This window comes from Stenotrophomonas sp. CASM106 (assembly GCF_049384825.1).
Classification (GTDB): domain Bacteria; phylum Pseudomonadota; class Gammaproteobacteria; order Xanthomonadales; family Xanthomonadaceae; genus Stenotrophomonas; species Stenotrophomonas muris.
In genome coordinates, this window is sequence record NZ_JBMRFS010000004.1 from 211,070 (window position 1) to 228,271 (window position 17,202).

Genomic DNA, 17,202 nt, shown 5'->3' on the forward strand with positions numbered 1-17,202 from the left:
TTCGTTGTGGGCGGCGGAGTCCTCTCCGGCAGGCAGCCACAGGCATGGGGGTCTCGACAGGTCCTGGTCGGGCCCAGACTTTAGCAGAGCCGCATGGCGGCGTTGGCCGTTCAGCCCAGGTATTCGTCCTTCAGCCGCACGTAGTGGTCGGCCGAATAGTGCAGCGACTCGATCTCCTTGTCGCTCAGCGTGCGCGCCGGGCGGGCCGGGTTGCCCACCCAGAGCTCACCTTCACCGACCACCTTGCCCGGGCCGACCACCGCTCCGGCACCGACGAAGCCATGGCGTTCCACACGGGCGCCATCGAGGATGCAGGCGCCCATGCCGATCAGGCTGTAATCACCGATGGTGCAGGCGTGGATGATGCAGCCGTGGCCGACGGTCACGCCTTCGCCGATCAGGGTCGGGTAGCCGGCCTTGTTGTACGGGCTGTGGTGGCTGACGTGGATGATGGTGCCGTCCTGCACATTGGTGCGCGCACCGATGCGGACGTAATTGACGTCGCCGCGGATGATCGTACCCGGCCACACCGACACGTCCTCGGCCAGTTCCACGTCACCGATGAGGGTGCAGGCCGGATCGATGTACACGCGCTGGCCGAGGACGGGCATCTTGTCGCGGAAGGGGCGCAGCGGGTTCATCGGTGTCTCCGGAAATCAGGGCGTTCACCGCGATGATACCTGCGTGGTAGTGCCGGCCGCTGGCCGGCAACGTCATGGGCGTACCTGGAATTCTGCGGTTGCCGGCCAGCGGCCGGCACTACCCGAGTCAGGTGCAGCCGCTCAGATCGGCGCGTGCTCGCCCAGCATCTGCCGGAACAGCTCATCCAGCCACGCCGCATCACCGTGTCCAGCGGGCAGCTGCGGCGCCTGCGCAGTCCGGATGGCCAGTTCACGATCGATGAAATCGCTGATCGCCGCGATGCGTGGCCCGGCACTGACCTCGGCACTGGCGCGTTTAACGGCCAGCAGGGCATCGATGGCTTCACGCACCGGGCCGTGCGTCAGCAGCCGGTCCAGCAGGTCCTCGAAGGCCATCGGCGGGGGGGTCTGTTCGTGCTCGATCCACTGGCAGGCCAGCAGTGGGCGCAGCACGTACAGGTACTTCTTCGTGCGTACCGTTTCGCCACGCAGGTAACCGCGATGGTTCGAGCGCGCCATGTTGAAGTAGTGCCACCACGTGCCCAGTGGTGAATAGAACGACTCAGCTGCCTTCCAAAGCTGCGACACTGCGGTGTGATCCTGCTGGTAGATGATCGGCGAGCGCAGCCATTCAATCAGTGTCGGATTGGATTTTGAAACCAGGCGCAATGCCTTGCGCAGGTCCCAGCCGCTGACATCGAGCTCATCGTCGATCGGCAGCTCGATCACGTCCCGCTGCGCATCGCCGGGGCCGGTGCTCTCGTTGACGGTGAGATACCACGGCTGGCGATGCACGTAGATGAAGCGTGCATCGTAATCGCTGTCCGGCGAAGAGAAGCCCCAGCCACGGCTGCCGGACTCGCACGCCAGCAGAACGCGCACGTCGTGTCGCTGTTCGATGTCGGCGAGGCTGGAAAGAATGGCGGCGCGCTTGTCCGGCGCGATCGGGTGGATGTCGTCCATGCAGTCGTGATCCGTTGATGTCGAGCGTGCTCGACTGTAGCGCAGTTGCGCACGGGTAGTGCCGGCCGCTGGCCGGCAACCTCAATGGGCGCACCTGGAATTCTGCGGTTGCCGGCCAGCGGCCGGCACTACCGGCTAGGGTTCGTAGCTGTAGCCCATGCCGTACACCGAACGGATCGGTTCGCCTTCCATGCCGGCGTCGGCCAGCTTGCGGCGCAGGTTGCGCACATGGCTGTCGACGGTGCGGTCGACCACCACGCGGTGGTCCAGGTAGAGGCGGTCGAGCAGCTCATCGCGCGCCCAGATCCGGCCGGGCGTGGCCAGCAGGGTGCGCAGCAGGCGGTATTCCACCGGCGTCAGGTCCAGGCCCTTGCCGTTCCAGGTGGCGCGTGCCGCCGGTTCGTCGATATGCAGCCCGCTGTTGGCGCGTGCAGCGGGGTCCGGGCGGTAACGGCGCAGCACTGCCACCACCCGCGCCACCACCTCGCGCGGACTGAACGGCTTGCAGATGTAGTCGTCGGCACCGATGTCCAGGCCCAGCAGGCGGTCGATCTCTTCCACCCGCGCGGTGACCATGATCACCGGTACGTCGCTGCCGGCGCGCAGTTCGCGGCACAGGTCCACGCCATCGCGTTGCGGCAGCATCAGGTCCAGCAGCACCAGGTCGGGCTGGTAGCGGGCGAACGCGTCGATCACCTGGCCGCCATCGTCCACCCATTCGCTGGTCATGCCGGCGGCGGCCAGGTAGTCACGCAGCACCGAGGCCAGGCGTGGCTCATCCTCGACGATCAGGATCTTCGCGGACGCGGCGGGGGACAGGCTCATGCGGACTCCGGCAGTGTGACGACCACGCGCAGCCCGCCCAGCGGCGAGGGATCGGCGTGGATATGGCCGTGGTGGGCGAGGATGATGTTGTGGCTGATGGCCAGGCCCAGCCCGCTGCCGCCGCTGGCGCGGTTGCGCGAACTCTCCACCCGGTAGAAGCGCTCGAACAGCAGCGCGCACTTGTCGGCCGGTACGCCCGGCGCGGTGTCTTCCACGATCAGCTGCACGCCGGCGGGCACGCGCGCAGCCTGCACGCGCACGCGGCCGCCGACATGGGTATAGCGCAGCGCATTTTCCAGCAGGTTGGCCAGCACCTGCTGCAGGCGGCGCTCGTCACCGGACACCTGCAGCGGTGTGGCGGGCAGCGCTTCTTCCAGTGCCAGCCCCGCCGTGGAGAAGCGCACGCGCATGCCATTGAGCTCGCTACGCAGCAGCGCCACCAGGTCCAGCGGTGCGAAGCGGTAGGCCAGGCCGCCGGACTGGGTCATCGACAGGTCGTGCAGGTCGTCGATCAACTTGCCCAGCTGGCGGATCTCGCCCTGCAGGGCACCCAGGTTGGCGCGGTCCAGCGGGCGGATGCCGTCCTCGATCGCCTCCAGTTCGGCGCGCACCACCGCCAGCGGCGTGCGCAGTTCGTGCGAGATGTCGGCGATGAAGGCGCGGCGGTTGCGCTCGGTGTCGTCCAGCGCCTGCGCCATCCGGTTGAAGTCGTTGACCAGTGCATCCAGCTCGTCATCGCTGGTGCGCTCGATGCGGGTGGCGTAGTCGCCGGCGGCGAGCCGGTGGGTGGCGGCGGCCAGCTTGGCCAGGCGCTGGCGCAGCGCGCGCGACACCAGCCAGGCCAGCACTACGGTCACCAGCAGCAGTGAGATGCCGATCACCCACCATGCGCGCATCTGGGTGTTGTAGAAATTCAGGTCGTTGGTGGCGATGACGGTCTGGAACGGCACCATGCCCAGCCAGCCGACGGTGTGCCCGTCCAGCTGCACCGGATGCGGCTCGTCGTCGCTGATCGCGTCCGGGTTGCCGGCCACGAACCGATGCTGCGCGTCGAACAGGCCCAGCCGCGAGGGAACGCCGGTCTGGTCGGACAGCGGCGGCACGGGCCCCTCGTGCCCATGGCCCAGGTCCGGGCGCAGCAGCCGCGCCCAGCGGTCACTGTCGCCGCGCAGATGCTCCCAGCCGCCGTGCGTGCGGTACTCGCGCTGCAGGTGTGGCATCACGCGCTGCATGCGCAGGTCGCCCTGGTCGTTGAGGTAGTCCAGGAAGCCGGTCTGGAACGCCACGCGGCTGGCAATGCCGTTCACTGCCAGCACCAGCAGGCAGGCGGTGAAGATCGCGAGGAAGGTCTTCGCGGTCAGGCCGAATTTGAATCGAATCTTCGCCATCGCCGGGCCATTAGCGGCGCATGCGGCGCCGAAAGCAAGCGCCCGCTGAGCCGGTCGCACAATCTCCATATTCTCTGCACACTTTCACGGCAGCGTGCACGGGTCAACGAAAGGCCCCCACGCCCCCCATGTCACTCCTGCGTCCGCTGTTCCGCTCCCCCCGTGCGTTGTTGTTGCCCCTGCTGCTGGCCCTGGCGGCCTGCTCGGCGGGCAGGACCGAGGCCCCGGCCACCCCCGAAGTCGGCGTCATCACCGCCCGGGCGCAACCGCTGGCACTGCAGCAGACCCTGCCCGGCCGGGCGGTGCCGTTCGAGGTGTCCGAGGTGCGGCCGCAGATCGGTGGGCTGATCCGCCAGCGGTTGTTCACCGAAGGCCAGCAGGTCAAGGCCGGGCAGCTGCTGTACCAGGTCGATCCGGCGCCGTACCAGGCCGCCTTCGATACCGCGCGTGGCCAGCTGGCGCAGGCCGAGGCCGCTGTGCTTTCGGCGCAGCCGAAGGCCGAGCGCACCCGCACGCTGCTGGGCATGGACGCGGCCAGCAAGCAGGACGCCGACGATGCCACCTCGGCACTGAAGCAGGCCCAGGCCAACGTGATTGCCGCGCGCGCGGCATTGCAGGCCGCCCGCATCAACCTGGACTACACCCGGGTGACCGCACCGATCGACGGCCGCATCGGTACCTCCAGCGTCACCGCCGGCGCGCTGGTCGCCGCCGGCCAGGACGCGGCGCTGGCGACCATTCAACGGCTGGACCCGGTCTATCTGGATGTGACCCAGTCCAGCACGCAGATGCTGGCGCTGCGCAAGCAGCTCGACGCCGGCCTGGTGAAGGCCATCGATGGCAAGGCCCAGGTGAAGGTGCTGCTGGAGGACGGCAGCACCTATGCCCATGAGGGCACGCTGGAGTTCGTCGGCAGCGCAGTCGATCCAGGCACCGGCAACGTGGTGCTGCGCGCGGTCATTCCGAACCCGGAGGGCCTGCTTCTGCCGGGCATGTACCTGAAGGCGGTGTTGCCGATGGCCACCGATGCGCGTGCCCTGCTGGTGCCGCAGAAGGCGGTGCTGCGCAATGAACGTGGCGAGCCGCTGCTGCGCCTGCTCGACGCAAAGGATCGCGTGGTTGAGCGGCGGGTCAGTACCGGCCAGGTGGTGGGCAACCAGTGGCAGATCACGCAGGGCCTGAAGGCTGGCGAGCGGGTGATCGTCAGCAACGGCAGTGCGGTAGCGCTGGGCCAGCAGGTGAAGGCGGTGGCGGCCACCACGGCGCAGCTGGCGGCGATGCCGGCGGTCGACCCGAACGGCAACACCGACGAAAAGTCGCACTGAGGCCTGCCGCGCATGGTTCGTTTCTTCATCGACCGGCCGATCTTTGCCTGGGTGATCGCCATCGCGGTCAGCCTGCTCGGCCTGCTCGCGATCCTGATCCTGCCGGTGGACCGCTACCCGCAGATTGCCCCGCCCACCATCACCATCCGCGCCACCTACACCGGCTCCTCGTCGCAGACCGTGGAAAACGCGGTCACCCAGGTCATCGAGCAGTCCCAGCAGAGCCTGGACCACCTGATGTACATGACCTCGACCAGTGCTTCCGATGGCTCGGCGCAGGTCAACCTGGTGTTCGCCACCGGCACCAACCCGGACACCGCGCAGGTGCAGGTGCAGAACCAGCTGCAGGCCGCGATGGCCACGCTGCCGCAGGCGGTGCAGCAGAACGGCCTGACCATCACCAAGTCCAGTGGTTCGATCTTCGAGGTGCTGTCGTTCACCAGCGAAGACGGCAGCATGGACAACTTCGATGTCGCCAACTTCATGGAAGCGCGCATCGACGACCAGATCAGCCGCGTCAGCGGTGTCGGCAACATCCAGCCGATCGGCCAGGAATACGCCATGCGTATCTGGCTGGACCCGGAAAAGATGCGCCAGTACGCGCTGATGCCGTCGGACATCGAAACCGCACTGCAGGCGCAGAACACCGACGTGTCGGCCGGTGAACTCGGTGGCCAGCCGGCGCTGAAGGGCCAGCAGCTGGACGCGACCGTGACCGCGCGCAGCCGCCTGCACACGCCCGAGCAGTTCGCGCAGGTGGTGCTCAAGGCCGATGCCAATGGCAGCGTGGTGCACCTGGGCGACGTGGCGACGATCGGCCTGGGCCCGGAAAGCTATGACAGCATCAGCACGTTCAACGGCAAGCCGTCGGCCTCGCTGGGCATCGAGCTCAACGCCGGTGCCAACGCCATCGCCGTCTCCAAGGCCGTCGAGGCACGGCTGCAGCAGCTGCAGAAGTACTGGCCGCATGGCTACACCTACCACGTGGCGTTCACCACCACGCCGTTCGTGACCATCTCGCTGAAGGAAGTGGTGATCACCCTGATCGAGGCGATCGCGCTGGTCGTGCTGGTGATGTACCTGTTCCTGCAGAACTGGCGGGCCACGCTGATCCCGACCATCGCGGTGCCGGTGGTGCTGCTGGGCACCTTCGGCGTGCTGGCCGCCTTCGGCTATTCGATCAATACGCTGACCATGTTCGCGCTGGTGCTGGCCATCGGCCTGCTGGTGGACGACGCCATCGTGGTGGTGGAGAACGTGGAGCGGGTGATGACCTTCGAAGGGCTGGCACCGAAGCCAGCCACGTTGAAGGCGATGGGCCAGATCACCGGCGCGCTGGTCGGCATCGTGCTGGTGCTGACCGCGGTGTTCCTGCCGATGGCGTTCTTCAGCGGTGTCACCGGCGTGATCTATCGCCAGTTCTCGGTGACGATCGCCGCTGCGATGATCCTGTCGGTGCTGGTGGCGATGACCATCACCCCGGCGCTGTGCGGCAGCATCCTGCACCAGATTCCCAAGGGCGGCCATCCGCATGGCGACCACGCTGGCGAGCCGGGCCTGCTGGGCAAGTTCTTCATCTGGTTCAACCATCGCTTCGAGCGCACCTCCAACCGACTGCGCCATCGCGTCGACCGCTTCCTCGGCCGGCGCACGCTGGGCGTACTGTTCTACCTGGTGCTGAGCGTGGCCACCGGCCTGTTGTTGTGGCACCTGCCGGGCGCGTTCCTGCCCGATGAAGACCAGGGCATGCTCAACGCGCTGGTGAAGCTGCCCGCCGGGTCCACCCTGGAGCAGACCCGTGCCGTGATGGATCGCCTGAGCGCCGCCGCGGTGAAGGACGACAGCGTACTGTCAATCCAGGCCACCGCAGGTTTCAGTGTCAGCGGCAGTGGCCAGAACGTCGGCCAGGCCTTCATCCGGCTGAAGGATTGGGACGACCGCAAGGACGATGCCGATACCATCGCCGCGCGCTTGACCGCGGCCATGGCCAGCGTGCCCGATGCGCAGGTGTTCATCACCTCGCCACCGGCCATCCTCGGCCTCGGCGATGCCGGTGGCTTCACCCTGGAACTGCAGGACGAAGGCGGTGCCGGCCATGCCGCCGCCGTGGCCGCGCGCAACACGCTGCTGAAGGAGGCTGCCAAGGATCCGAAGCTGGTCAACGTGCGCTACGCCAGCCTGGAAGACGCGCCGGTGTACGCGGTGAAGGTGGACGACGCCAAGGCGCAGGCGATGGGCGTGAATCCGCAGGACATCAATGACACCTTGAACGCCGCGCTGGGTGGCGACTTCGTCAACAACTTCATCTACAAGGGCCGCATCAAGAAGGTGTTCATCCAGGGCACGGCCGAAGCCCGCATGCAGCCGCAGGACATCGAGCGCTGGAGCGTGCGCAACCAGGCCGGGCAGATGGTACCGCTGTCGTCGCTGGTCAGCGCGCACTGGACCAGTGCGCCGGCCGCGCTGCAGCGCTACAACGGCGTCTCGGCGATGGAGATCACCGGCCAGCCGGCACCGGGCGTCAGTTCCGGCGAGGCGATGGCCGAGATCGCACGCCTGGCCGACACGCTGCCGGAAGGCTTCAGCCATGCCTGGTCGGACATGGCCTACCAGGAACAGCTGTCGGGGAACCAGGCGCCGATGCTGTATGCCATCTCGCTGCTGTTCGTGTTCCTGTGCCTGGCCGCGCTGTATGAAAGCTGGGCGGTACCGTTCGCGGTGATGCTGGCAGTGCCGGTGGGCGTGTTCGGCGCCGTGCTGATGATGAACCTGCGTGGCCTCAACAACGACGTGTACTTCCAGGTCGGCCTGCTGACCACGATTGGCCTGGCAGCGAAGAACGGCATCCTGATCGTCGAGTTCGCGCGCATCCTCGAGCAGCAGGGCAGGAGCACCCGCGACGCGATCCTGCAGGCGGTCTACCTGCGGCTGCGACCGATCGTGATGACCTCGCTGGCATTCCTGATGGGTGTGCTGCCGCTGGTGTTCGCCACCGGCGCCGGTTCGGCCGCGCGCCGTTCGCTGGGTACCGGCGTGGCCGGCGGCACGGTCGCCTCGATGGTGCTGGGCATGTTCTTCGTGCCGTTGTTCTACCTGCTGGTGCGCCGCCTGTTCCCGGGCCGCGCGCCGGCCGACGCCACTGCCCCGGAGGCACGCCCATGAAGCCGATGCTGCTGCGCGCGCTGGCGGCCGCAACGATGACCACCGTGCTGGGCGGCTGCGTGAGCATGGCCCCGCACTACCAGCGCCCCGAGGCGCCGGTGCCGGCACAGTTCGCCAATGCCGCCACCGGCGAGACCGGGCCAGCACTGGCGATGCCGGCCTGGCGCGAGGTGTTCCTGGAGCCGCGCCTGCAGCAGGTCATCGCGCTGGCACTGCAGAACAACCGCGACCTGCGCGTGGCGGTGCTGCAGGTGGAGAAGGAACGCGCGCAGTACCGCATCCAGCGCGCGGCGCTGCTGCCGTCGGTGGATGCCAGCGGCAGCATCACCCGCTCGCGGGTGAGTGATGCCAACAGCGAGATCGGCGTCAGCCAGGTGACCGAATCCGATAACGTGCAGGTCGGCATCAGCAGCTGGGAACTGGACCTGTTCGGGCGCATCCGCAGCCTGAAGAACGAGGCGCTGCAGAACTGGCTGGCCAGTGCCGAGAACCAGCGTGCGGCGCGCACCAGCCTGGTCGCCGAAGTGGCCACGGCCTGGCTGGCGCTGGCGGCCGACGAGCAGTCGCTGGCGTTCACCCGGCAGACGCTGGACAGTCAGCAGCAGACCCTGCAGCGCACCGAGGCCCGCCATGCACAAGGCCTGGCCTCGGGCCTGGACCTGTCGCAGGTGCAGACCAGTGTGGACGCCGCGCGCGCTGCGCTGGCCCGGCTGCAGACCCAGCAGGCGCAGGATTGTGATGCGCTGCAGTTACTGGTGGGTGCTCCGCTGGACGCGGCATTGCTGCCCAGCGCACAGGCACTGGACGGCACCGTGGCGCTGGCGCCGTTGCCTTCCAACCTGCCCTCGAGCGTGCTGCTGCAGCGTCCGGACGTGCTGTCCGCCGAACACGCGTTGCAGGCGGCCAACGCCGATATCGGCGCCGCGCGCGCCGCGTTCTTCCCGACGCTGACGCTGACTGCCAACTACGGCCACAGCTCCACCGCGTTGTCGACGCTGTTCTCGGCCGGCACCCGCGGCTGGTCGTTCGCGCCCAGCATCACGGCGCCGATCTTCCACGCCGGTGCGTTGAAGGCCTCACTGGATGCCTCGAAGATTGGCAAGGACATCGGCATCGCTCAGTACGAGAAGGCGATCCAGCAGGCCTTCAGTGAAGTGGCCGATGCCCTGGCCACGCGCGATCACCTGGCCGCGCAGGTGGAGGCACAACGGGCACTGGTCGCCGCCAGCCAGCGCAGCTACACGCTGGCCGAGGCGCGCTATCGCACCGGGCTGGACGGCTATCTGCAGGCGCTGGATGCGCAGCGCAGCCTGTTTGCCGCGCAGCAGGACCTGATCGCGCTGCAGCAGCAGGAAGCGGGAAACCGGGTGACGCTGTTCAAGGTGCTGGGCGGTGGCGCAGACGCACGGTAACGCGCCCTGCTCTGGTAGGTGCCGACCTTGGTCGGCACGGAAGCATGGAGTGTCGCGATCTGATGATTCGTGCCGACCAAGGTCGGCACCCACCAAGGCAGACACATGTGCCGACCAAGGTCGGCACCCACCAAGGCAGACCCATGTGCCGACCAAGGTCGGCACCCACCAAGGCAGATTCATGTGCCGACCAAGGTCGGCACCCACCAGAAGCGGACGGTGCTGCCTACGCCACGCGGCCGCGGCGTGCACGCTCCAGGTGCACCAGCAGCAGCGAGATTGCCGCCGGGGTCATGCCCGGGATGCGCTGCGCCTGGCCGATGGTCTGCGGACGCACGCGTTCCAGCTTCTGCAGGGCTTCGGCCGACAGCCCGCGCACCGTGGCGTAGTCGAAGGCTTCAGCGATCGGCGTGGCTTCATGCCGCTGCTGGCGCTCGATCTCCTCGCGCTGGCGGTCCAGGTAGCCGGCGTACTTCACGCCGATCTCCACCTGCTCGGCCACCTTGGCGTCGGCCACGGCCGGGCCCAGCGACGGCACCTGCATCAGCTGCGCGTAATCCAGCTCGGGGCGCTTGATCAGGTCCAGCACGTTGGTTTCGCGGCTGACCGCCACGCCCAGCGTGTCCTGCACTTCGCGGCCCAGCGCATTGGCCGGGGTCGCCCACAGCGCGCCCAGGCGCGCGCGCTCGGCGGCGACGGCGGCCTGCTTGGTCTCGAACGCGCTCCAGCGCTGGTCATCCACCAGGCCCATCTCGCGGCCGGCCGGGGTCAGGCGCTGGTCGGCATTGTCCTCGCGCAGCTGCAGGCGGTACTCGGCGCGGCTGGTGAACATGCGGTACGGCTCGTTGGTACCGTGGGTGATCAGGTCATCCACCAGCACGCCCAGGTAGGCCTCGTCGCGACGCGGGCACCAGCCGTCCAGCCCACGCACCTGGCGTGCGGCGTTGAGGCCGGCCAGCAGGCCCTGCGCGGCGGCTTCTTCATAGCCGGTGGTGCCGTTGATCTGGCCGGCGAAGAACAGGCCGTTGACCAGCTTGGTTTCCAGCGAAGCCTTCAACCCGCGTGGATCGAAGAAGTCGTACTCGATCGCGTAGCCGGGGCGGGTGATGTGCGCGTTGCCGAAGCCGCGGATGCTGCGCACCATCTCCAGCTGCACGTCGAACGGCAGCGAGGTGGAGATGCCGTTGGGGTAGATCTCGACGATGCCCAGGCCTTCGGGTTCGACGAAGATCTGGTGGCTGGCCTTCTCGGCGAAGCGCACCACCTTGTCCTCGATGGACGGGCAGTAGCGCGGGCCGATGCCTTCGATCTGGCCGCTGTACAGCGGCGAGCGGTGCAGCGCGTCGCGGATGATCTGGTGGGTCTGTTCGGTGGTGTGGGTGATCCAGCAGCTGACCTGCTGCGGATGCTCGTCCACCGAACCCAGGAAGGACATCACCGGGCGCGGCGAGTCGCCGGGCTGCTCATCCATCACGCTGTAGTCCAGCGAGCGGCCGTCGATGCGCGGCGGCGTGCCGGTCTTCAGGCGGTCCACCTGGAACGGGCGCTCGCGCAGGCGCGCGGCCAGCGTGGTGGCCGGCGGGTCGCCCATGCGGCCGGCGGCGTACTGAGTCGGGCCGACATGGATCTTGCCGGCCAGGAAGGTGCCGGCGGTCAGCACCACGGCCTCGGCATCGAAGCGCAGGCCGGTCTGGGTGATGACCCCGCGCACGGCGTCGCCGTTGATGACCAGGTCATCGACGGCCGCCTGGAACACGGTCAGGTTGGCCTGGCCTTCAACGATGGCGCGGATCGCCATGCGGTACAGGTTGCGGTCGGCCTGGCAGCGGGTGGCGCGCACGGCCGGGCCCTTGGAGGCGTTGAGGGTGCGCCACTGGATGCCGGCACGGTCCGCGGCATGCGCCATCGCACCACCGAGGGCGTCGATTTCCTTGACCAGGTGGCCCTTGCCGATGCCTCCGATGGCCGGGTTGCAGCTCATCGCGCCCACCGTTTCGATGTTGTGGGTCAGCAGCAGGGTGCGCACGCCGGTACGGGCCGCGGCCAGCGCGGCTTCGGTGCCGGCGTGGCCACCGCCGATGACGATGACGTCGTAACGATGGAAGGACGGGTTCATGGGGCTGTTCAGCTGGGGGCGGGCGCGGCCGGGGCGGCGCCGGGGTGGCGATTTTAGCGCCATTCGGGGCCGCGGCGTCGGTGCCGGCCGGCCGGCGTCGAAATCAGCCCTAAAGTTGGCAGGATTTTTGCAGATAACCCAATAGCACCCACCGTGGCTGGCGCCGCAGGCGCCCGTGACCGGAATTGGAACAGGGGCCGGTACAGGCGCACGGTGGGGGAGCAGAGGGCCGGCAGTCGGGGGACTGTCCGGCCCTGTTTTTTTGGGATTGCCGGGAAAGGCCCGACCACGCATGGCGTGGATCTACCGACGCTGGGGCTCTCTCCGGTTGGCGACCCGGCAAAACAGACGGCCCCGCAGTGCGGGGCCGTCTGTCTTCAGAGGTGCCGACATCCGACAGGGCCGGAACAGGGGGGATCCAGATGTTCCTGTCGGATATCGACGTAGAGATTTTTGCGGCGGCCCGTCTCGTTTTTGTCACTTTGTGACGCGGGCCGTCACCGGTTCCGTAGAGTGCAACCTGGACCGGGTGAAATGCAAGACGGTTCAGCGCTCAACTGTGCGCTGCGTCCCACGATCCATGTTGCGCCACGGGGAACCGTTCATCCTCGGCGCGCTCGGCGCCGGGGCCGGACGGGCCGGCGGTGGCGGCGCCGACGGCTGGATGTTCGACTGCGGCGGGCGACGCATCGAGTCCATGTTCCGCCACGGCGAACCGCCGTTGTACGACGGCCGCGGCGGCGGCGGCGGACGGTTCTCGCCACCGTTGCCGGGCGGGCGCGGTGGCGGACGGTGGTTGTGCGGCGGGCGGTAGATCGGGCGCGAGTAGTACGGATTGCCATAGCCGCCGTAGTAGCCGCCATAGCCGCCGTAGTAAGGGTAGCCGTAGTTGTAGGGATAGCCGGCCGGGTAGCGGTACTCCACCGACGGCGCACCGTGGTAGTAGCTGCCGCTGCGGCCACCGCCGACATAGTCGTAGGTGGTGCAGCCGGTCAGGGCCAGCAACAGGCCACCGGCAAGCATCAGGCGCGTTTTCATGGTGGGTCCCCCCAGAGGACGGGTTGTGCAGTCAGCTTCGTGCGCAGGCGTTGAATCGGCCCTTAACTTCACTGCCCAGGATGAATGGAGGTGAAGGCCCTCATGCTGGCATGACCTGTGCCGGGGTCGCCAGCGTGGGGCCATACGTTAATCTTGCGTCATGAGCGATTCACTGTTGCCCCGTGCCGACGATGTCCTGGCTGCTGCTGCGCGGATCGCGCCGCACGCCAGCGTGACCCCGGTGCTGCGCTCGCGCACGCTTGATGCGCTGGCCGGCGCGCAGCTGGCGTTCAAGGCCGAGCACCTGCAGCGCGGCGGCGCATTCAAGTTCCGCGGGGCCTGCAACGCGGTGTGGTCGCTGGATGCCGATCGCGCCCGTGCCGGCGTGGTCACCCATTCGTCCGGCAACCACGGCGCTGCCCTGGCCCTGGCCGCGCGCACCCGTGGCATTCCCTGCCACGTGGTGGTGCCCGAAGGTGCGGTGGCGGCCAAGCTGGCCAACATCGCCCGCCACGGTGCCACGCTCTGGCGCTGCCCGCCGACCATCGCCGACCGCGAGGCCGCCTGCGCCAAAGTACAGGCTGATACCGGCGCGACCCTGGTCCATCCCTATGCGGACCCGGCGGTGATGGCCGGGCAGGGCACCGCGGCCCTGGAACTGCTGCACAGCGACGGTCCGTTCGACGTGCTGGTAGTCCCAGTCGGAGGGGGCGGCTTGGCCAGCGGTACCGCCCGGGCCCTGCAGTTCGCCAGTCCCCAGACCCGGCTGGTGCTGGCCGAACCGGCCGGTGCCGACGACACCGCGCGCTCGCTGGCCGCAGGCGAGCGCCAGGGGGCTTTCACCCCGGACACCATCTGTGATGGCCTGCGTACCCTGATCGGCGCCCCCAACTTCGCGCTGCTGCGCGCGGCCGGCGTCGAGGTGATCGTGGTCGACGACGCCGCCACCATGGCCGCGATGCGCCTGCTGTGGGAGGTGCTCAAGCAGGTGGTCGAGCCGTCCTCGGCCACCGTGCTGGCCGCGGTGCTGGCACAGCCGCAGCGGTTCGCCGGCCTGCGGGTGGGCCTGGTGCTGTCCGGTGGCAATGTCGACCTGCCCGCGCTGCGTTGGGGGGCGCCTTGAGCCGCGACGGGCACCGGCCCCGCACCGGCCTGCTGGGCTGGCTGTGGCGGCTGTTCGTGCTGCTGGTGGTCTGGCTGCTGGGCGTGACCGCCTGGATCGTCTGGGTGGGGGAGCGCGACCAGGCAGCCAAGGCCGACGCCATCATCGTGCTCGGTGCGGCGGCCTATGACGCCAAGCCGTCGCCGGTATTCGAAGAACGCATCCGTCATGGCCTGGATCTCTATGAAGCCCGGTACGCGCCACTGCTGATCTTCACCGGCGGCTACGGTGGCACCGGCGCGCGCTTTTCCGAATCGCAGGTGGCGCGGCGCTATGCGCTCAAGCATGGCGTGCCGGACGATGCGATCCTGATCGAGACCGCCTCGCGCAACACCGTGCAGAACCTGGTCGAGGCCAAGCGGCTGATGGACCAGCGCGACCTGCACCGGGTGATCATCGTCAGCGACCCGTTGCACATGGCGCGCGCGCTGCGCCTGAGCAAGGCGCTGGGCATCGATGCGCTGGCCTCGTCCACGCCCAGCACGCGCTTCCGCAGCTTCCACACCAGCTGGCGCTTCCTGGTGCAGGAAATCTATTTCTTCCACCGCGACCTGGTGCGGCCGCCGCTGAGTTCGCCGGCCAACACCTGAGGCGGAAACCTGATTTGGGCAGACGCCCATCGTGGAAACGTGAGGTTGCCGGCCAGCGGCCGGCACTACCGGGCGATCAGGTCTGCCTGCGCCGGATCGGGATCGCCGACACCGGCACCGAGGCCACGTCATGCCCGCCTTCGCGGATCGGTGCGCCCGGGTCCGGTGCCCAGGCGTGGGCGTAGATCACTTCCCAGCTGCTGGGCAGCTTGCCGTCGGCGCGTCGCATCGGTTCATACGCCGCTGCCGCCGCGGCGAAGCGGCCACGCCCGGTCAGCGTGTGGCGGCGGTCCACCCGCGCATTGGTCGCGCCCATCGCGCGCAGCTCGCGCATCAGCGAGGGCAGGTCGTCGTAGGTCAGGGTGAACAGATCGCGGTCCAGCACCGGGTCGCGGAAACCGGCCATCATCAGCGCATCGCCGAACTGGGCGATCTGCGCGAAGCGGCTCACGTGCGGGCGGTCATCGGCAGCTGCGAACGCTTCGTTGAGTTCGACCAGCGTGTCCGGGCCGAAGGTGGAGCACAGCAGCAGGCCGCCGGGCTTGAGCACGCGACGGAACCCGGCGAACACCGCCGGCAGGTCGTCCACCCACTGCAGGCACAGGTTGCTGAAGATCACGTCCACGCTGTTGTCGGCCAGTGGCAGCGCGGCGGCGTCGCCGCACAGGCGCTGGAACGGCTTCCACCAGCCGGCCTGGCGCTTGGCCTGGTCCAGCATCGGCAGCGCCACGTCCAGCGCGATCACCTGCGCCTTCGGCCAGCGCTTCTTCATCAGCGCACTGGCGTGGCCGGTACCCGCGCCGATGTCCAGCACTACCTCGGGCTTGCGTGCCTCCAGGTAGTCCAGCGATTCCACCAGCCGCGCCTGCACCTCGCGCTGCAGGGCGGCGGCGGCGTCGTAGCTGTTGGCGGCGCGGGCGAACGCGCGGCGGACATGGCGGGCATCGAAGTGGGACGGCATTGCGAAAGTCTCTTAGAACGTACCGGGGTAGGCGCCGCCGTCGATCAGCAGGTTCTGCCCGGTGAGGTAACCGGCCTGTGCGGTGCACAGGAAGGCGCAGGCCGCGCCGAATTCATCCGCCGTGCCGAAGCGGCCGGCCGGGATCTGCTGGCGGCGGCGTTCGGCCACTTCGGCAGCATTGCCGTCCTTGCCCGCACTGTGGGCGAAGTTGGCGCGCAGGCGGTCGGTGTCGAACTGGCCGGGCAGCAGGTTGTTGATGGTGACGTTGTGCGCCACGGTACGGCGCGACAGCCCGGCGACGAAGCCGGTCAGGCCGCTGCGCGCGCCGTTGGACAGCGCCAGGATGTCGATCGGGGCCTTCACCGCCGACGAGGTGATGTTGACGATGCGGCCGAAGCCACGCGCGATCATCGCGTCCACGGTCGCGCGGATCAGCGCGATCGGCGCCAGCATGTTGGCGTCCAGCGCGGCGATCCAGTCGTCGCGCTCGAAACTGCGGAAGTCGCCCGGCGGCGGGCCACCGGCATTGGTGACCAGGATGTCCACCTGCGGGCACGCGGCGAGCGCTGCGGAGCGACCGGCCTCGGTGGTCACGTCGGCGGCGACCACGCGGACTTCGGCGGCGCCGGGCAGGGCGCGCAGCGCTTCGGCGGCGGCCTGCAGCGCAGCCTCACCACGGGCCACGATCACTACGTTGACGCCCTCGCGCACCAGCGCACGCGCGCAGCCCAGGCCCAGCCCCTTGCTTGCGCCGCAGACCAGTGCCCAGCGGCCGTTGATACCCAGATCCATGCATCAATCCTGCGGAATGAGGAAGGCGCTCATTGTCCGCCATCGGCCGGTGACAGGCCGGCAACGAAGTGTTGCAGGGCGGCGGCCACCTCGTCGGCATGGCCGAGGAAGGGCGCATGGCCGCCGTGGGCGATGGTCAGCGCCTGCGCACCGGGGGCCAGTGCCGCGGCGGCCTGCATTGCCGCCGGAGACACCAGCCGGTCACGCTGGCCGGCGATCCACAGGCTGGGCTTGGCCAGCGTCGGCAGTGCGCCACGCAGGTCGGTGCTTTCCAGCAGGCGCAGGCCTTCCAGCAGGGCGCGTTCGGTGGGTGCACCGCGCTCGACCAGGCGCTGGCGCAGCGTGCGCAGCTCCTCGCGGGCGTGTGCCGAGCCCATGACATCCAGCGCCAGGAAGCGTTCCAGGGTGCCACCGAAGTCGGTGGCCAGCTCGCGCCCGAACTGCTCGAACACCGCCGGCTCCACCGCATGCGGCCAGTCGTCGCCACGCACGAAGCGCGGCGTGGCCGCGATCATCGCCAGCCCGCGCACCTTCGGCAGTGTCGCGGCGGCGTGCAGCGCGAACAGGCCGCCCAGCGACCAGCCGCACCACACCGCAGGCGGCGTGGCCGCGGCAATGGCATTGACCACGAACGGCAGGCGCAGCGGCGTGGTGTCCTCGCGGCTGTGGCCATGGCCCGGCAGATCAACCAGATGCAGGGTGAAGTGATCGGCCAGGCGTTGCACCAACGGCGCGAACACGCCGCCCTGCAGGGCCCAGCCATGGATCAGTACCAGGTCCGGCCCCTGGCCGGTGACGTCGATATGCATGGGGAAACGGCAACAGGC

The 17,202-nt window shown here is 68.7% G+C and carries 14 protein-coding genes; 5 read left to right on the plus strand and 9 right to left on the minus strand.

Annotated elements, in window-relative coordinates:
- Positions 1-110 precede the first annotated feature (110 nt).
- From VG556_RS11485 to baeS, 4 genes are all read right to left on the minus strand, one after another.
- Positions 111-641 (minus strand): gamma carbonic anhydrase family protein, encoded by a 531-nt coding sequence (locus VG556_RS11485; protein ID WP_014648777.1) that lies wholly within the window; start codon positions 639-641, stop codon positions 111-113.
- A gap of 141 nt (positions 642-782) precedes the next feature.
- A complete protein-coding gene (locus VG556_RS11490; RefSeq protein ID WP_100450761.1) occupies positions 783-1,604 on the minus strand; it encodes a nucleotidyltransferase domain-containing protein in 822 nt (273 codons plus the stop codon).
- A gap of 135 nt (positions 1,605-1,739) precedes the next feature.
- Positions 1,740-2,429 (minus strand): response regulator, encoded by a 690-nt coding sequence (locus VG556_RS11495; protein WP_014648775.1) that lies wholly within the window; start codon positions 2,427-2,429, stop codon positions 1,740-1,742.
- Complete coding sequence (gene baeS, locus VG556_RS11500) at positions 2,426-3,817, minus strand: sensor histidine kinase efflux regulator BaeS (RefSeq protein WP_100450760.1); 1,392 nt, start codon at positions 3,815-3,817, stop codon at positions 2,426-2,428. Before baeS ends, VG556_RS11495 begins: the two co-directional genes overlap by 4 nt.
- Before the next feature lie 128 nt (positions 3,818-3,945).
- Here baeS and smeA point away from each other — a divergent pair, with 128 nt between their 5' ends.
- The 3 genes from smeA to smeC are packed head-to-tail and all read left to right on the plus strand — an operon-like array spanning position 3,946 to position 9,716.
- Positions 3,946-5,142, plus strand: coding sequence for a multidrug efflux RND transporter periplasmic adaptor subunit SmeA (smeA, locus tag VG556_RS11505; protein WP_049403957.1), 1,197 nt, complete (start codon positions 3,946-3,948; stop codon positions 5,140-5,142).
- Positions 5,143-5,154: 12 nt separating this feature from the next.
- Positions 5,155-8,304, plus strand: a complete 3,150-nt coding sequence (gene smeB, locus VG556_RS11510; protein ID WP_100450759.1) for a multidrug efflux RND transporter permease subunit SmeB — start codon at positions 5,155-5,157, stop codon at positions 8,302-8,304.
- Positions 8,301-9,716, plus strand: a complete 1,416-nt coding sequence (gene smeC / locus VG556_RS11515; RefSeq protein WP_100450758.1) for a multidrug efflux transporter outer membrane subunit SmeC — start codon at positions 8,301-8,303, stop codon at positions 9,714-9,716. Before smeB ends, smeC begins: the two co-directional genes overlap by 4 nt.
- Positions 9,717-9,942: 226 nt before the next feature.
- Here smeC and mnmG read toward each other — a convergent pair whose 3' ends face one another.
- Together mnmG and VG556_RS11525 are read right to left on the minus strand one after the other, a co-directional pair.
- Positions 9,943-11,832 carry a tRNA uridine-5-carboxymethylaminomethyl(34) synthesis enzyme MnmG gene (mnmG, locus tag VG556_RS11520; RefSeq protein WP_100450757.1) on the minus strand — a complete coding sequence of 630 codons (1,890 nt, stop codon included), beginning with the start codon at positions 11,830-11,832 and terminating at the stop codon, positions 9,943-9,945.
- A 546-nt stretch (positions 11,833-12,378) separates the two neighbouring features.
- Complete coding sequence (locus VG556_RS11525) at positions 12,379-12,870, minus strand: hypothetical protein (RefSeq protein WP_049403950.1); 492 nt, start codon at positions 12,868-12,870, stop codon at positions 12,379-12,381.
- Between the two features lie 160 nt (positions 12,871-13,030).
- Between VG556_RS11525 and VG556_RS11530 the strand changes: the two genes are divergently transcribed.
- Both VG556_RS11530 and VG556_RS11535 read left to right on the plus strand, forming a co-directional pair.
- Positions 13,031-13,993, plus strand: coding sequence for a pyridoxal-phosphate dependent enzyme (locus VG556_RS11530; protein ID WP_014648768.1), 963 nt, complete (start codon positions 13,031-13,033; stop codon positions 13,991-13,993).
- Positions 13,978-14,622, plus strand: coding sequence for a YdcF family protein (locus VG556_RS11535; RefSeq protein WP_032957535.1), 645 nt, complete (start codon positions 13,978-13,980; stop codon positions 14,620-14,622). The genes VG556_RS11530 and VG556_RS11535 overlap by 16 nt, the downstream gene beginning before the upstream one ends.
- Positions 14,623-14,698: 76 nt before the next feature.
- On the opposite strand, the gene bioC is transcribed toward VG556_RS11535, so the two are convergent.
- Genes bioC through bioH form a run of 3 tightly spaced genes read right to left on the minus strand, consistent with a single transcriptional unit; the run spans position 14,699 to position 17,184 of the window.
- Entirely contained in the window at positions 14,699-15,583 is an 885-nt protein-coding gene (bioC, locus tag VG556_RS11540) for a malonyl-ACP O-methyltransferase BioC (RefSeq protein WP_140230551.1), read from the minus strand.
- A gap of 12 nt (positions 15,584-15,595) precedes the next feature.
- The gene (locus tag VG556_RS11545; protein WP_100450756.1) at positions 15,596-16,375 is read right to left on the minus strand and encodes an SDR family oxidoreductase; all 780 of its coding nucleotides are present in this window, start codon (positions 16,373-16,375) and stop codon (positions 15,596-15,598) included.
- A gap of 29 nt (positions 16,376-16,404) precedes the next feature.
- On the minus strand, positions 16,405-17,184 hold the full coding sequence (gene bioH, locus VG556_RS11550) for a pimeloyl-ACP methyl ester esterase BioH (protein WP_032957531.1): 780 nt from the start codon (positions 17,182-17,184) through the stop codon (positions 16,405-16,407).
- Between the last annotated feature and the right edge of the window lie 18 nt (positions 17,185-17,202).

Bases quoted from the DNA above. Each gene is read 5' to 3' on its own strand.
- VG556_RS11485 (WP_014648777.1), bottom strand. From the start codon at position 641: ATGAACCCGCTGCGCCCCTTCCGCGACAAGATGCCCGTCCTCGGCCAG.
- VG556_RS11490 (WP_100450761.1), bottom strand. From the start codon at position 1,604: ATGGACGACATCCACCCGATCGCGCCGGACAAGCGCGCCGCCATTCTT.
- VG556_RS11495 (WP_014648775.1), bottom strand. From the start codon at position 2,429: ATGAGCCTGTCCCCCGCCGCGTCCGCGAAGATCCTGATCGTCGAGGAT.
- baeS (WP_100450760.1), bottom strand. From the start codon at position 3,817: ATGGCGAAGATTCGATTCAAATTCGGCCTGACCGCGAAGACCTTCCTC.
- smeA (WP_049403957.1), top strand. From the start codon at position 3,946: ATGTCACTCCTGCGTCCGCTGTTCCGCTCCCCCCGTGCGTTGTTGTTG.
- smeB (WP_100450759.1), top strand. From the start codon at position 5,155: ATGGTTCGTTTCTTCATCGACCGGCCGATCTTTGCCTGGGTGATCGCC.
- smeC (WP_100450758.1), top strand. From the start codon at position 8,301: ATGAAGCCGATGCTGCTGCGCGCGCTGGCGGCCGCAACGATGACCACC.
- mnmG (WP_100450757.1), bottom strand. From the start codon at position 11,832: ATGAACCCGTCCTTCCATCGTTACGACGTCATCGTCATCGGCGGTGGC.
- VG556_RS11525 (WP_049403950.1), bottom strand. From the start codon at position 12,870: ATGAAAACGCGCCTGATGCTTGCCGGTGGCCTGTTGCTGGCCCTGACC.
- VG556_RS11530 (WP_014648768.1), top strand. From the start codon at position 13,031: ATGAGCGATTCACTGTTGCCCCGTGCCGACGATGTCCTGGCTGCTGCT.
- bioC (WP_140230551.1), bottom strand. From the start codon at position 15,583: ATGCCGTCCCACTTCGATGCCCGCCATGTCCGCCGCGCGTTCGCCCGC.
- VG556_RS11545 (WP_100450756.1), bottom strand. From the start codon at position 16,375: ATGGATCTGGGTATCAACGGCCGCTGGGCACTGGTCTGCGGCGCAAGC.
- bioH (WP_032957531.1), bottom strand. From the start codon at position 17,184: ATGCATATCGACGTCACCGGCCAGGGGCCGGACCTGGTACTGATCCAT.